This is a genomic window from Streptomyces sp. NPDC049627 (genome assembly GCF_044465645.1).
GTDB lineage: Bacteria > Actinomycetota > Actinomycetes > Streptomycetales > Streptomycetaceae > Streptomyces.
On the sequence record NZ_JBITLW010000002.1, the window covers coordinates 894,570 to 908,821 of the forward strand.

At 70.1% G+C, this 14,252-nt stretch carries 13 protein-coding genes; 7 read left to right on the plus strand and 6 right to left on the minus strand.

From position 1 onward, the window contains the following. Window positions 1–107: 107 nt before the first annotated feature. The 5 genes from tilS (at window position 108) to ACIBU0_RS09065 (ending at window position 6,022) form a co-directional block, all read left to right on the plus strand. Window positions 108–1,322, plus strand: a complete 1,215-nt coding sequence (gene tilS / locus ACIBU0_RS09045; RefSeq protein ID WP_398813847.1) for a tRNA lysidine(34) synthetase TilS — start codon at window positions 108–110, stop codon at window positions 1,320–1,322. Window positions 1,323–1,397: 75 nt separating this feature from the next. Continuing rightward, window positions 1,398–1,958: a hypoxanthine phosphoribosyltransferase gene (hpt, locus tag ACIBU0_RS09050; protein ID WP_398814035.1), complete on the plus strand. Its 561-nt coding sequence runs from the start codon at window positions 1,398–1,400 to the stop codon at window positions 1,956–1,958. 206 nt (window positions 1,959–2,164) lie between these two features. Next, entirely contained in the window at window positions 2,165–4,204 is a 2,040-nt protein-coding gene (gene ftsH, locus ACIBU0_RS09055; protein ID WP_398813850.1) for an ATP-dependent zinc metalloprotease FtsH, read from the plus strand. A gap of 151 nt (window positions 4,205–4,355) precedes the next feature. After that, a complete protein-coding gene (folE, locus tag ACIBU0_RS09060) occupies window positions 4,356–4,961 on the plus strand; it encodes a GTP cyclohydrolase I FolE (RefSeq protein WP_398813853.1) in 606 nt (201 codons plus the stop codon). A gap of 200 nt (window positions 4,962–5,161) precedes the next feature. Beyond that, a complete protein-coding gene (locus tag ACIBU0_RS09065; protein WP_398813856.1) occupies window positions 5,162–6,022 on the plus strand; it encodes a hypothetical protein in 861 nt (286 codons plus the stop codon). An 11-nt stretch (window positions 6,023–6,033) separates the two neighbouring features. Here the strand turns inward: ACIBU0_RS09065 and ACIBU0_RS09070 are convergent, their stop codons facing one another. The 6 genes from ACIBU0_RS09070 to ACIBU0_RS09095 form a co-directional block, all read right to left on the minus strand. Continuing rightward, window positions 6,034–6,522, minus strand: a complete 489-nt coding sequence (locus ACIBU0_RS09070; protein WP_398813859.1) for a DUF3180 domain-containing protein — start codon at window positions 6,520–6,522, stop codon at window positions 6,034–6,036. Window positions 6,523–6,585: 63 nt separating this feature from the next. Beyond that, complete coding sequence (gene folK, locus ACIBU0_RS09075) at window positions 6,586–7,197, minus strand: 2-amino-4-hydroxy-6-hydroxymethyldihydropteridine diphosphokinase (RefSeq protein ID WP_398813862.1); 612 nt, start codon at window positions 7,195–7,197, stop codon at window positions 6,586–6,588. Next, complete coding sequence (folB, locus tag ACIBU0_RS09080; RefSeq protein WP_398813865.1) at window positions 7,194–7,553, minus strand: dihydroneopterin aldolase; 360 nt, start codon at window positions 7,551–7,553, stop codon at window positions 7,194–7,196. The genes folK and folB overlap by 4 nt, the downstream gene beginning before the upstream one ends. Window positions 7,554–7,871: 318 nt before the next feature. Beyond that, window positions 7,872–8,375, minus strand: a complete 504-nt coding sequence (locus ACIBU0_RS09085) for a nuclear transport factor 2 family protein (protein WP_398813868.1) — start codon at window positions 8,373–8,375, stop codon at window positions 7,872–7,874. Then, window positions 8,372–9,250 (minus strand): dihydropteroate synthase, encoded by an 879-nt coding sequence (folP, locus tag ACIBU0_RS09090; protein ID WP_398813871.1) that lies wholly within the window; start codon window positions 9,248–9,250, stop codon window positions 8,372–8,374. The genes ACIBU0_RS09085 and folP overlap by 4 nt, the downstream gene beginning before the upstream one ends. Window positions 9,251–9,369: 119 nt before the next feature. Beyond that, window positions 9,370–11,202: a phosphatidylglycerol lysyltransferase domain-containing protein gene (locus tag ACIBU0_RS09095; RefSeq protein WP_398813874.1), complete on the minus strand. Its 1,833-nt coding sequence runs from the start codon at window positions 11,200–11,202 to the stop codon at window positions 9,370–9,372. A gap of 262 nt (window positions 11,203–11,464) precedes the next feature. On the opposite strand from ACIBU0_RS09095, the gene ACIBU0_RS09100 reads away from it, so the two are divergent. Together ACIBU0_RS09100 and ACIBU0_RS09105 are read left to right on the plus strand one after the other, a co-directional pair. Further along, window positions 11,465–12,607: an alpha/beta hydrolase gene (locus ACIBU0_RS09100; RefSeq protein WP_398813877.1), complete on the plus strand. Its 1,143-nt coding sequence runs from the start codon at window positions 11,465–11,467 to the stop codon at window positions 12,605–12,607. A 191-nt stretch (window positions 12,608–12,798) separates the two neighbouring features. After that, window positions 12,799–14,187, plus strand: coding sequence for a hypothetical protein (locus ACIBU0_RS09105; RefSeq protein ID WP_398813880.1), 1,389 nt, complete (start codon window positions 12,799–12,801; stop codon window positions 14,185–14,187). Window positions 14,188–14,252: the final 65 nt, after the last annotated feature.

Below are 14,252 nucleotides of genomic sequence, written 5' to 3' on the forward strand. Positions count from 1 at the left end.
GGTAGGCGTGCAATGCTCGGGGAACGGCCCGGTTCTGTCACCATCTACACACTCTGAGTGACCGAGCTCGGGCTCACCCCCCGACAATTTCATGAAGGGAACCGGACATGGGTCCCCATCCTGCGGTCGCGGCGATACGCCTGGCGGTCCGCCGCGTCCTCCACGACCTCCTCACCGAACACAGCCACAGCACCGACGCACCAGCGCCCGGCAACCCGCGCGCGGCCTCCTGCGAGACGCCGCCCGTGACACCGCCGACGGCGCCCTCTGTGACGTCGGCGACCACCCTGCTCGCCACGACCGCGTACGACCCGACCCGGGCCCCGGCCTCCCACGGCGCCGCCACCCACGGCACGGCCTACGAACCGTCGTACGAGCCCCCGCACGCCGCCCCGCACGAGCGACCCCCCTCCCCGCTCGTGCTCGTCGCGTGCTCCGGCGGCGCCGACTCCATGGCCCTCGCCTCCGCGCTCGCCTTCGAAGCCCCCAAACTCGGCATCCGCGCCGGCGCGGTCACCGTCGACCACGGACTGCAGGCCGGCTCCGACCTGCGCGCCGAAGAAGTCGTCCTGCGCATGCGCGAACTCGGCCTCGACCCGGTCGAGTCCATCGCCGTCACCGTCGGCCGCCAAGGCGGACCCGAAGCCGCCGCCCGAGACGCCCGCTACGCCGCCCTCGACGACGCCGCCGAGCGCCACGGCGCCCTCGCCGTCCTGCTCGGCCACACCCGCGACGACCAGGCCGAAACCGTCCTGCTCGGCCTCGCCCGCGGCTCCGGCATCCGCTCCTTGTCCGGAATGGCCGCGGTCTCGGGGGCCGGCGGCCGTTACCGACGCCCCTTCCTCCAGCTCGACCGGCAGACCGCCCGCAAGGCCTGCATGGTCCAGTCCCTGCCGGTCTGGGACGACCCCCACAACGCCGATCCCGCCTACACCAGGTCGCGGCTGCGCCAGGAAGGCCTGCCCGCCCTGGAGAAGGCCCTCGGCAAGGGCGTCGTGGAGGCCCTCGCCCGCACGGCCCAGCTCTCCCGCGACGACGCCGACGCCCTCGACGCCTGGGCCCGCCAGGCCGAGGCCGCCGTACGCGACTCGGCCGGCCTCCTGGAGTGCGCGAAGCTGTACGCGCTGCCGCCCGCCGTACGCCGCCGGATCCTGCGCCGCGCCGCCATCGAGGCCGGGGCGCCCGCCGGTGCCCTCTTCGCTCGCCACATCGAGGAAGTCGACCGCCTGATCACCGGCTGGCGCGGCCAGGGAGCCATCAATCTCCCCGGCAAAGTCGTCGCCCAGCGCCAGGGTGGCAGACTGGTGATTCGGCAAGGCTGAAACCGGACCTCCCACCGGCCCCTCCATCGGGGTCGTGAGAGCGGCCGGGACCGGCCGGTGGGACGACCGAAAGTGATGCGGGTGGACGCGAAAGACATGGGTGCCGACCTCAAGCAGGTACTCATCACCAAGGAAGAGATCGACGCCAAGCTGGCCGAGCTGGCGGCGAAGATCGACGCGGAGTACGAGGGCAAGGACCTGCTCATCGTCGGCGTGCTCAAGGGCGCGGTGATGGTCATGGCCGACCTCGCGCGGGCGCTGTCCACCCCCGTCACCATGGACTGGATGGCCGTGTCGTCGTACGGCGCCGGCACCCAGTCCTCCGGTGTCGTGCGGATCCTCAAGGACCTCGACACCGACATCAAGGGCAAGCACGTCCTCATCGTCGAGGACATCATCGACTCCGGGCTGACCCTGTCCTGGCTGATCAACAACCTCGGCTCCCGCGAGCCCGCCTCCCTGAAGGTGTGCACGCTGCTGCGCAAGCCGGACGCCGCCAAGGTCGCCATCGACGTCGAGTGGGTCGGTTTCGACATCCCCAACGAGTTCGTCGTCGGCTACGGCCTCGACTACGCCGAGAAGTACCGCAACCTCCCGTTCGTCGGTACGCTCGCGCCCCACGTCTACGGCGGCTGAGTCCGGCGGTCCGGGGAACCGGACCCCAGGACCCAAGCCTCGTACGAAGATCGGGAACCCCGGCGGGCCTCGCGGCGTTGGAGCATGCAGACGGGCTTGCCAGCCCGCCCGTGCGGCTACGGGTGTCAAAGCTGGGGTACCGTCAGAAGAACTGTCTTATCAAACTCACTATGGCAGGAGGGACGGGGCGGCACCGCTCCGTATGGATGGACGTGAAGCGATACTTCCGTGGGCCGGTCATGTGGATCGTGCTGGCCGTCCTTGCCGTGGTCGTGTTGATGCAGGTCGTCGGCTCGTCCGGCGGCTACAAGACGGTGGACACCGGCCAGGTCGTTCAGGCGATCAATGAGAACAAGGTCGAGTCGGTCAAACTGACCACCGGCGACGAGCAGACCGTCAAGGCCGAGCTCAAGGACGGCGAAAAGGTCGAGGGCGCCACCAAGATCCAGGCGTCCTACATCGGCGACCAGGGCGTGACCATCGCCAACACGCTGCAGAACAAGTACGAGCAGAAGCAGATCCCCGACGGCTACACGGTCTCGCCGTCCAAGCAGAACCCGTTCGTCGGCATCCTGCTCTCCCTGCTGCCCTTCGTCCTCATCGTGGTCGTCTTCCTGTTCCTGATGAATCAGATGCAGGGCGGCGGCTCCCGAGTCATGAACTTCGGCAAGTCCAAGGCGAAGCTCATCACCAAGGACACCCCGAAGACGACGTTCGCCGACGTCGCCGGCTCGGACGAAGCGGTCGAGGAACTCCACGAGATCAAGGAATTCCTCCAGGAACCGGCCAAGTTCCAGGCCGTTGGCGCCAAGATCCCCAAGGGCGTACTGCTCTACGGGCCTCCCGGCACCGGTAAGACGCTCCTCGCGCGGGCGGTCGCCGGCGAGGCGGGCGTCCCCTTCTACTCGATCTCCGGTTCCGACTTCGTCGAGATGTTCGTCGGTGTCGGTGCCTCCCGAGTCCGTGACCTCTTCGAGCAGGCCAAGGCGAACGCCCCGGCGATCGTCTTCGTCGACGAGATCGACGCGGTCGGCCGCCATCGCGGCGCCGGCCTCGGCGGCGGTCACGACGAGCGCGAGCAGACCCTGAACCAGCTGCTCGTCGAGATGGACGGCTTCGACGTCAAGGGCGGCGTGATCCTCATCGCCGCGACGAACCGCCCCGACATCCTCGACCCGGCCCTCCTGCGCCCCGGCCGCTTCGACCGCCAGATCGCGGTCGACCGCCCGGACATGCAGGGCCGTCTGGAGATCCTCAAGGTCCACCAGAAGGGCAAGCCGGTCGCCCCGGACGTCGACCTGTCGGCGGTCGCCCGCCGCACGCCCGGCTTCACCGGCGCGGACCTGAGCAACGTCCTCAACGAGGCCGCGCTGCTCACGGCCCGCTCGGACAAGAAGCTGATCGACAACCAGATGCTGGACGAGGCCATCGACCGCGTCGTGGCGGGCCCGCAGAAGCGGACCCGGATCATGTCGGACAAGGAGAAGAAGATCACCGCGTACCACGAGGGCGGACACGCCCTGGTCGCGGCGGCCTCCCCGAACTCCGACCCGGTCCACAAGATCACGATCCTGTCGAGAGGCCGCGCCCTCGGCTACACGATGGTTCTGCCGGACGAGGACAAGTACTCCACGACCCGCAACGAGATGCTGGACCAGCTGGCCTACATGCTGGGCGGCCGTGCGGCCGAGGAGCTCGTCTTCCACGACCCGACCACGGGTGCGGCGAACGACATCGAGAAGGCCACGGCCACGGCCCGTGCGATGGTCACGCAGTACGGCATGACCGAGCGCCTGGGCGCGATCAAGTTCGGCGGCGACAACACCGAGCCCTTCCTCGGACGTGAGATGGCTCACCAGCGCGACTACTCGGAAGAGGTCGCCGCGCTGGTGGACGAGGAAGTCAAGAAGCTCATCGAGAACGCGCACAACGAGGCCTGGGAGATCCTGGTCGAGAACCGCGACGTCCTCGACAACCTCGTCCTGCAGTTGCTGGAGAAGGAGACGCTGGGCAAGGAGGAGATCGCCGAGATCTTCGCCCCCATCGTCAAGCGCCCGCCGCGGCCCGCCTGGACCGGTTCCTCCCGCCGCACGCCGTCCACCCGTCCGCCGGTGCTCTCCCCGAAGGAGCTCGCACTGACGAACGGCGCCAACGGCGCGACCCCGGCGATCAGCACCGCGAAGTCGACGGCGGCGGAGCCCGCCCAGGCGACCGAGCCGGCCCCCGAGGAGCGTCCCGAGAGCTGACGCCGCCCCGCCCCGGTGACCTCACCGGGCCCGGAATGGATGCCGCGCCCCCCTGGTTTTAGCCTTGGGGGGCGCGGCATTTTGGTATACCCGCAGATCACGCGCGCTCGTGGCCCACACGCGCGCGACCCGCACAGGAACGAGGCACCACATGACCGACCCCGTGACGCTGGATGGCGACGGCTTCATCGGCGAGTTCGACGAGAAGCGCGCCGAGAACGCCGTGCGTGAGCTGCTGATCGCGGTCGGGGAGGATCCTGATCGGGAGGGGCTGAGGGAGACTCCGGCCCGGGTTGCGCGGGCTTATCGGGAGCTGTTGGCTGGGCATACGCAGCAGCCCGAGGATGTCCTGACGACTACGTTCGATATCGGGCATGACGAGATGGTCTTGGTCAAGGACATCGAAATCGTATCTTTGTGCGAACATCATATGTTGCCATTTCATGGCGTAGCGCACATTGGGTACATTCCGGCGGAAAGCGGCAAGATCACCGGCCTGTCGAAGCTTGCCCGGCTGGTTGAGGTGTTTGCTCGCCGCTTGCAGGTGCAGGAACGACTCACCACGCAGGTCGCCGACTCCCTCATGACGATCCTGGAGGCCCGGGGCGTGATCGTCGTCATCGAGGCCGAGCACATGTGCATGTCGGTGCGCGGCATCCGTAAGCCGGGTGCGAAGACGACGACGTCGGCGGTGCGTGGTCAGCTTCGGGACGCTACGACCCGGGCCGAGGCAATGAGCCTGATACTGGCGCGCTGACCCGATTGTCAGTGGTGCCCGGTAGCGTCCTTGATCAGTGAGTTGATCGCTGATCAAGGGGGATCGCGGTGGGGTGTGGGCTACCCAGCAAGCAGACGGTGAATGGGGTCGGCGGGCGCTTGCAGGCGCGGAGCGTTCGGGTGGGCTGCCGACTTTGGACGCTGGACGGGGAACGTACGGTTCAGACGACAGTCACACACGTGGTGACAGCAAAGGTCCGCGATGTGGCGGACGTGATGACCGACCATGTGACGTTCACTGTGGCGCCTGATCAGTTGCTGGGTACGCCTGACGGGTGGGTCCATGCGAGAGACGCCGAGGGGACCGTGCTCGCCTGGACGCAGGCGCGGAAGTTGCGTCGCGAGCGGTTGACCATCAAGCCGGGCTACGAATTCGGTTACATGCTCGGCGCGAATTGCTCGGACGGGACGGTCGGCAAAAACTACGTGTCGCTGGTGGTCAATGACGAGGCGTTCGCGGCGCGCTTTGCGAGGTCCCTCACCGCTGCAACCGGGTTGCCGGCCCGCCTGGAGGCAGTCACGCGTCCTTCCGGCTACCTTCAGCGCGATACCCCTGGCTTCCGAGTGCGCGTGGTCTCGTCGTATCTGGCTGACTTGATGAGGCAGTACGTGGGCGGGGACGCCCATCACATGCGGCAGCGCTTTCCGCGTGTCGTTCTTCGGGACAGGGAGACGTTCGAAGGCTTTCTCGACGGCTACACGGATGGGGACGGATTCCGTCCGAAGACCTGGGCCGGGCGCTTGCTGGTCAGCGCCAATGTTGCGTTCCTGTCCGAGTTGGCGCAGGTGGTCGGGGCGAAGTTCACACCACGGAGCAGCGGGCTGGCCTCACATCTAGTCGTGGCCGACAGCTGGACGGCACGGGGCACGTACAAGCCCGAGCGGCATCCGCTGGGGCTGGTCGAGTCCTCATGGGTCGAAGTGCGCGAGGTACGTCTGCGCAGAGCCGAAAGCCCGAAGCCGTTCACGCTCTACGGCTACCGCCTCGATCCGTACCCGGGCTTCCTGGTGAACGGCCACCTTGCCCGCCAGCCCTGGTAGCCCGGGCGCCATCACACCGTCGGCGTCGCCCCCGCCCCATCGTGCTCGTCGTCCTCCGGGAGCTTGCACACGCGTTCCAGGAAGATGGCCGCCGCTATGACGGCGATGCCGGCCAGGACCGAGAAGCCGGCGTAGATGGCCTGGTCGCGGCGGGCGGGGATGTCGAGGTACTCCAGGAGGAAGACGCCGGTGCCGCCGTACATGCCGGCGACCAGGGCGGCGACCAGGGCGCTGGCGTGGCCGAAGACGACCGCGCGGGCGGCCATCAGGGGGTCGACGCCCTTGGCCTCGGGGCGGCGTTCGCGCTGGGCCTTGAGGCGGGCGCGGATGGAGATCGCCGTGGACAGGAGCACCACGGCGATCAGGGCGAGGACGATGGGGGCGGCCAGGGGGACGCTGGGCAGGGTCCCGACGGAGTTCCAGAGGCGGGCGCCCGCCCAGGACAGGACTCCGGCGACGATGAACACACCGGCCAGCATCCTGATGCGCAGCTCTCTCACGGTGTCCCTTCAGCTCCCCCGGGGCCGGGTCCCCGCGGACTTGTGTCGTCTTGACCTTAACGACTACTCGGGCAGCCGGAGTTCCAGGTCATGGCGCGCTGTGACCCCTTCGCGTGTGACGGCGGCCAGGAGGGCGGCCACCGGGCCGCGGCCCGGCAACTGTGCCTGCGGATCGACGTCGTGCCAGGGGGCGAGGACGAAGGCGCGCTCGTGGGCGCGCGGGTGGGGGAGCGTGAGGTGCGGGTCGTCGGAGACGACGTCGGCGTACGCGACGATGTCGACGTCGAGGGTGCGCGCACCCCAGCGTTCGTCCCGTACGCGGTGGAAGGCCTCCTCGACCGCGTGGGCCCGCTCCAGGAGGGATGACGGGGGGAGCGTGGTCTTGAGGACCACGACGGCGTTGAAGTAGGACGGCTGGCTTCCCGGCTCCACGCCCCAGGGTTCCGTCTCGTACACCGGCGAGACCGCCTTGATGCGGACGCCGGGGGTGTCCTCGAGGGCGTCGATGGCGCCCTGGAGGGTCTCCAGGCGGTTGCCCAGGTTGGAGCCGAGGGAGATCACGGCCCGTTTCGGGTTGTGGAGGGTGGTGTCGGCGGCGTCGACCTTCTCGACGACGGAGGCGGGTACCGGCTGTACGGTCGGGTCGCTGTGACCTTCGGTGAAGAACGCGGTCATACTCGGCTCCGGGTGATGGTGACGGTCACGTCGTCGAAGGGGACCGTGATCGGCGCGTCCGGTTTGTGGACGGTGACCTCGACCTCCTGGACCCCTTCGTGCTTCAGACAGGCCTTGGCGATGCGTTCGGCGAGCGTCTCGATGAGGTTGACCGGTTCGCCCTGGACGACGGCCACGACCTCCTCGGCCACGATGCCGTAGTGCACGGTCTTCGCCAGGTCGTCGTCGGCGGCGGCCGGGCGGGTGTCCAGGCCCAGCACGAGGTCCACGACGAAGGTCTGGCCCTCCTCGCGCTCCTCGGGGAACACACCGTGGTGCCCGCGGGCCTTCAGGCCGCGCAGCGCGACACGATCCACGCGAATCACTCCTGCAATCGTCGGTGACGGCCGGGCGCTGCCGTGTGCGGGCGGCATGCCGGCCTCGAACGAATCTACCTGCGGGCACTGACAGGGCCGGGCCACGGGGGCGTGGGCCCGGTCCGGGGCCAGGAGGATTCATCGCGTGTTTCCCCTGGGGAACCCGGCGGCTCACGGGTTGGTAGCCGCCCCTACCCGGAGCGGCGTGATTCCAACCACTTCTTGGTCCCGGCGGCGCCCCACGCGCCCCCTTGCGGGTGGCTCGCGCGGGTCGCTCCCGTTCCGTGCCCGTGGCGTCCTCGCCGGTCGCCTACCCACTCAGGTGGGGGTCTCCTCGCCGTCTTCCTCGTCGTTTTCGGCCAGAACGGGCGAGGCGTGGTGGGACCACATCTTCCAGCCGTCGGGTGTGCGCCGGAACACGTTCGTGGCGACCACCAGCTGGCCCACCAGCGGGCCGAGCTCCTCCCCGGCGTCGGGGGCGGGGCCGCCGCTGAGGATGTTCTCGGTGCAGGTCACCAGGGCGGTGTCGCCGGTGACGGAGACGTGCACGTCGGTGAGGAAGAACTGGATGTAGTCGGTGTTCGCCATGATCAGGGCGTACGACCTGAGAACCTCGCCGCGTCCGGTGAGCACCGGCCAGCCGGGGTGCACGCAGGAGATCACGCCGGCGTCGGCCGGGTCGTGGTACGTCTCGTCGACGCCGAGGTCGGACGGGGTGAGCCAGAGCGACGACAGCGTTTCGAAGTCGCCGCGCTCCATCGCCTCGTAGAAGGCGGTGTTGGCGGCCTCCACCTGTTCGACATCGGTGTGGGGGGCGCTCACCGCGCTCCTTCAGCGCCGCGCGCTTCTTCGACGGCCCGTGCGACGCGCACCGCGTCCGCCGTGGCGCGCACCTCGTGCACCCGCACCGCCCAGGCGCCGGCCTGTGCCGCGAGCGCCGAGACGGCGGCCGTGGCGGCGTCCCGCTCTCGCGCGGGTGGGGGCGCGCCCTGCGGTCCGGCGAGGACCCGGCCGAGGAACCGCTTGCGGGAGGCGGCGACGAGGAGCGGGCGGCCGAGGGCGAGGAGGCGGTCGAGGCGGGCGAGGAGGACGAGGTCGTGCTCGGCGTCCTTGGAGAAGCCGAGGCCGGGGTCGACGACGATGCGGTCGGGGGCGATGCCGCCCTCCAGAACGGCCTCCACGCGCGCGTGGAGCTCGTCGACGACCTCGGTGACGACGTCCTCGTACCTGCCCTTCACGTTCCCGCCCTGCAGGAAGCCGCGCCAGTGCATGACGACGAAGGGCGCGCCGGCGTCCGCGACGACGGGGATCATGGCGGGGTCGGCGAGGCCGCCGCTGACGTCGTTGACGAGGGCGGCGCCCGCGGCGAGGGCCTGCTCGGCGACGGAGGCGCGCATGGTGTCCACAGAGACCGTGACGCCCTCGGAGGCGAGGCCGCGGACGACGGGGACGACGCGGCGGAGTTCCTCGGCCTCGTCGACCCGGGTGGCGCCGGGCCGGGTGGACTCGCCGCCGACGTCGACCAGGTCGGCGCCCTCGTCGACGAGGGCGAGGCCGTGCTTGACGGCGGACGTCGTGTCGAACCAGCGGCCGCCGTCGGAGAAGGAATCGGGGGTCACGTTGACCACTCCCATGACCGCGCACCGGTCCCACTCGGGGAGGCCCGCGACGCGCCCGCGTCCGCTCTGCTTGCTCATATGTTCAGCGTAGGCCCAAGGCGGTGCCGCGATGCGCGGTGGCCCGAGCGGGAGCCTTTGGGTGTGTGGGGCGGGGTGAGGCTTCCGCTCGGGCCGGTCTCGGGTGGCCGCGGTCCCGGTCAGGCCGCCTGGGCCTCCCGTTCCGCCACCCGGTGGGCGCACGGGCGCGGAGCGGTCGTACGGCGGCGCAGGGCGCGCGGCAGCGGCAGGGCCAGGTTGACGAAGCCCTCCGCCTGCATGGCGGCGAAGCCGAGGCGGGGGAGGTCGGCGGAGGCGCGGTAGACGACGAAGCGCGGCTCCCAGCGGGGCTGGAACTTGGCGTTGAACTTGTACAGGGACTCGATCTGGAACCAGCGGGAGAGGAACACCAGCAGCCCGCGCCAGGCGCGCAGCACCGGTCCCGCGCCGATCTTCTCGCCGCGTGCCAGTGCCGAGCGGAACATGGCGAAGTTCAGCGACACGCGCGCGATGCCGAACTTCGGGGCGGCCTGGAGGGCGGCCACGATCAGCAGCTCGTTCATGCCGGGGTCGGCCGAGCGGTCGCGGCGCATGAGGTCCAGGGAGACCCCGTCCGTGCCCCAGGGCACGAAGTGGAGGATGGCCTTGAGGTCGCCGTACGGACCCGGCTCCTCGTCCGCCTTGTGGGCGGTGGCGATGAGGCAGTCGCCGTCGGCGGGGTCGCCGACGCGGCCCAGCGCCATGGAGAAGCCGCGCTCGGTGTCGGTGCCGCGCCAGTCCTCCGCGGCCTGCCGGATGCGCTCCAGTTCCGTCTCGCCGAGGTCACGGACACGACGTACCCGGGTCTCGTAACCGGCGCGCTCGATGCGCTTGACCATCTGACGCACGTTGCGCATCGCGCGGCCGGCGAGCGAGAAATCCGGGACGTCCACCACCGCCTCGTCGCCCAGTTCGAGGGCGTCCAGGCCGGTCTCGCGGGTCCACACCTCGGCGCCGGTCTCGGAGCAGCCCATGACGGCCGGGGTCCAGGAGTGGGCCTTGGCCTCGTCCATGAAGCGCTCGATGGCGCCCGGCCAGGCCTCGACGTCGCCGATCGGGTCGCCGCTGGCGAGCATCACGCCGGACACGACGCGGTAGGTCACCGCCGCCTTGCCGCTGGGGGAGAAGACGACGGCCTTGTCGCGGCGCAGCGCGAAGTGGCCGAGCGAGTCGCGGCCGCCGTGCTTGTCCAGCAGGACGCGCAGGCGGGCCTCGTCGTCCTCGGTGAGGCGGGCGGCGGGGTGTTCGGGGCGGAAGGCGAGGTAGATCGTGGTGACCGCGGTGATCCAGCCGAGGGCGCCCAGGGAGAAGGCGACCGTCCAGGAGGTGTTGCCCTGGTAGTCGACCGGGCCCTCGAAGCCGAACAGGCCGTACAGGACATGGGTGATGCGGTCGGCCAGGCTCGGGTCCCCGACCAGGGTGTTCGGGTGGGCGCTGACGATGACCAGGCCGAGGGCGAGGGAACCGGCGCTCATGAGGACGAAGTTGGCCAGCGCGCGCCACCTGCTGCGCGGGTCGGGCAGCGCCGCGAACTGGTCGCGGTGCCGCAGCAGAGCCCAGAGCAGCGCGAGCGAGATGAGCACGCCCACGATGGAGTGGCGGTACGTGAACTGCGCCACCGCTCCGGCCGGGAGCAGGACGACCGCGGCGCGCCACGCCCGCCGCTTGCCGCGCTTGAGGCCGTGGGCGAGCAGCAGCAACAGCACGCCCGTGCCGAGCGCCAGCGCGGCCGCGAACGGGCCCACGGAGCCCGGCAGCACCTCGGCGATGGCGTGCATACGGCTGTGCCGGAAGCGGGGGAAGACGCCCGCGGCGATGTTCAGCAGGCCCACCAGGGTGCAGGCCCTGCCGACGAGGACGGGTACGGCCTCGGGGCGCGGGCCGCGCAGGAGGTGCCGTACCCGGCCGGGCAGATGCCCCACCTGGCTCGATCGTTCCGGAACCTTGCCCGACATTTCCACATCTGTCCTGACAGACATCGCATCCCACAGTTGAGCGAGAGATCTTGGACCCGGTGCCGATTCGGGCATCCGGCGACATTGCGCCCTCTAGGACGGTGTCTCGAGGGGAGAGGTTCACTCGGCTTCCCAAAACCGTTTCAAAAGCCAAGGAAAGTCCGGGGCAAGCCCTTGCGAAGGTGTGGGGGAGGCAGCGCGGGGGAGCACGTGTCCGCGCGGCCGAGGCGTCCGGGCGGAAAGTGCGTACAGGTAACCATCGATGGGTCTCACGAGCGACAATGTGCTGGCGCTGGCGGTCGCCGCCGCCATAGGGCTGTTCGTCGGCACGGTGTGGCTGTGGCCACGGCTGGCTCGGCGCGGCTGGCGGGCCATGACAGGCAGGGTCGGGCTGCTGCTCGCCACTCAGTTGATGCTCTTCGCTGCGGTCGGTCTCGGCGCCAACCAGTCCTTCGGGTTCTACGCCAGCTGGGCCGACCTGTTCGGGCAGGAGAAGGGCCAGGGCGTCGTCGTGGACCACACGCCGGGGCGCGGGCCGCTGCGGGTCGTCGACACGCGGCGGGTGCCGGGGGCGGCCAGTGCCCGGCCGGAGGTGAGCGGGCAGATCCAGAAGGTCGACATCGTGGGTCGTGAGACGCACATCGCCACGCCCGCGTACGTCTATCTGCCGGCCGAATACTTTCAGCCGCAGTACCGCAAGCACGCGTTCCCTGCCGCTGTCGTTCTGACCGGTTACCCGGGTACGGCGGAGAAGCTGGTGACCAAGCTCAACTATCCGCGTACGGCCTCGACGCTTGCCAAGGAAGGCCGTATGCAGCCGATGATCCTGGTGATGCTGCGGCCGACGGTGGCGCCGCCGAGGGACACGGAGTGCGTGGACATCCCCGGGGGCCCGCAGACCGAGACGTTCTTCGCGAAGGACCTGCCCGATGCCGTGAGCGGCCACTACAGGGTGAGCCGGAAGCAGGGCGGTTGGGGCATCATCGGGAACTCCACGGGTGGCTACTGCGCGCTCAAGCTCGCCATGCACCATCCCGGGGTGTACGCCGCCGGGGCGGGGCTTTCCGCGTACTACAACGCGCCGAGCGACCCCACGACGGGCGATCTCTTCCACGGTGACGAGGAACTGCGCAATCGCGCGAACCTGGGGTGGTACCTCAAGCACATGCCCGCGCCGGACACTTCACTGCTCGTCAGCAGCAGCAAGGTCGGAGAACCCAACTACAAGAACACGCTGAAGTTCATTGAGGGGGTGAAGGCGAACGGGGTTACGCGGATCTCGTCGATCATCCTCGAAAACGGCGGGCACAACTTCAACACCTGGCGGCGGGAGATTCCGGGGGCGCTGGAGTGGATGAGCGGGCGGTTGAGCGGAGGGTCGAGCGGAGGGCCGAGCGGGGCGTGATGTGGCAGGTGGAGTGGCGGGTGACCGGTGGGCGACCGGCGGCCGGCGTCAGCGGCCGGGGCTTTGTGATCTTGCTTCCTGGTCAATTCGGTGGCACGTCTGATTCCTGATGTCGCGTGAACGTCTCGGGATGGCTGTCTTTTTACGGGGCGGGGCAACAAGATTCGCCTACGCGCGGTAAGTTTCTGGCCATGCCACGTGGACGTCACCGTCATTCCCCGCCCTTGCACAGGCTGCTGCCCCCGTCGGCGATCGCAGGCGTCTCCGTCGTCTGCGCCCTCGCCCCCTGGGTGTTCACCGAGCCCATGGTGCTGCGCGGCCTTGCCGCGGCCGCCGCGGCGACGGCGGTCGTCGGTGCGGTCGTCATGCGTCGCTGGGACACGCAGGCGGGCAAGAAGGTCGCCGACCTCACGCGCGCGCGTGCGAGCGACGAGTGGCGGTACGAGGAGCGGGTCGCCGAGCTGGAGACCGACCTCGAGGAGTCGCGCGAGCTGCGGGTGAAGCTGGAGCAGCGGCTGCGGGCCAAGCGGGCGGAGCTCGCGGGGCTGCGCAACGAGCATGCGGCGCTGCTGCGGCGGTACGCCACGGCGGAGACCGAGCGGGCGAGTGTCCTGGAGGAGCGCCGGGTTCTGGAGATCGAGGCCGCTGTGCCCGCGCGGGCGTTGCCGCCGGTCCCGGTGCCGGCCCAAGGGGCTGTGGCTGCCCCTGCTGAGGCCGACGCCGAAGGTGCGAGGGGCGAGGCCGACGAGGAGACGTCGGCGGCTCCTGCGGTCTTCTCTCCGGAAGGATCCCGGCTGTTCCTGCGGGCCAAGGCGGCGTTGGCGCGGTTCGACGAGGAGGAGGACGCGGCGGACAGCGAGGCCTCTGCGGACGAACCGGACGAGCCCTCGATGGACGAGCCCTCCAAGGACGAGCCCTTCGAGGACGTAGATTCGAAGGGCGGGCCCGCGAAGGGCGAGTCGCCGACGGATGAGTCTCCGACGAACGAGCCTCCGAAGAACGAGCCTCCGAAGAAGCAGCCTCCGAAGAACCAGCCGCCGAAGGGCGACGGGCCTTCCGACGGCAAGCCCGTGCACGACGGGTCGGAGGCCGCCGAGGCGGTGGGCAGCGGCGCAACGGGGACGGAGTCGGCGTCCGTGCTGGAGGACGAAGCGCAGGGGAAGCCCGAGGCGGCCGACGGGCACGAGCGCGCGGCCGCCAACCCCTCGGCAGGCGCGGCCGCCCAGGCCGCCCAGCCCGCCCTGCCGCCGGCCCAGCAGCCCGCGGGGCACTTCATCGCGCCGACCGCCGTGGCCGTCGTACCGGCCACGCCCGTGCGGCGTCCGGCGGTCGAGGGCGGGTTCGACTTCTTCGGTACGAAGAAGGGCAGCACGGCGCCCTCCGCGCTGGAGTCCGTCCAGAACGAGGACCTCGCCGATGTCGTCGGCCAGGAGGCCCTCGCCCTCCACAAGGCCGAGTCCGAGGCCGACTTCAAGCCGGCGGACGAGGACGCCCGGGGGGTCGGGCAGGTCATCGACCTGACGGCTCACGACGAGACGGAACAGATCGATGTGCAGGGGCTGCGGAGCGCGGTTTCCTGACGCGTCGGTGGGGCGGGACGCCTGCGGCGGCCTGTGCCGCTGAGCAGGGGTTCGCGTAGCGCCTG

What these genes read in the sequence shown, in the direction of transcription:
- tilS (WP_398813847.1), top strand. Translation starts at nt 108, where the DNA reads ATGGGTCCCCATCCTGCGGTCGCGGCGATACGCCTGGCGGTCCGCCGC.
- hpt (WP_398814035.1), top strand. Translation starts at nt 1,398, where the DNA reads ATGCGGGTGGACGCGAAAGACATGGGTGCCGACCTCAAGCAGGTACTC.
- ftsH (WP_398813850.1), top strand. Translation starts at nt 2,165, where the DNA reads ATGGACGTGAAGCGATACTTCCGTGGGCCGGTCATGTGGATCGTGCTG.
- folE (WP_398813853.1), top strand. Translation starts at nt 4,356, where the DNA reads ATGACCGACCCCGTGACGCTGGATGGCGACGGCTTCATCGGCGAGTTC.
- folK (WP_398813862.1), bottom strand. Translation starts at nt 7,197, where the DNA reads ATGACCGCGTTCTTCACCGAAGGTCACAGCGACCCGACCGTACAGCCG.
- folP (WP_398813871.1), bottom strand. Translation starts at nt 9,250, where the DNA reads ATGAGCAAGCAGAGCGGACGCGGGCGCGTCGCGGGCCTCCCCGAGTGG.
- ACIBU0_RS09095 (WP_398813874.1), bottom strand. Translation starts at nt 11,202, where the DNA reads ATGTCGGGCAAGGTTCCGGAACGATCGAGCCAGGTGGGGCATCTGCCC.
- ACIBU0_RS09100 (WP_398813877.1), top strand. Translation starts at nt 11,465, where the DNA reads ATGGGTCTCACGAGCGACAATGTGCTGGCGCTGGCGGTCGCCGCCGCC.
- ACIBU0_RS09105 (WP_398813880.1), top strand. Translation starts at nt 12,799, where the DNA reads ATGCCACGTGGACGTCACCGTCATTCCCCGCCCTTGCACAGGCTGCTG.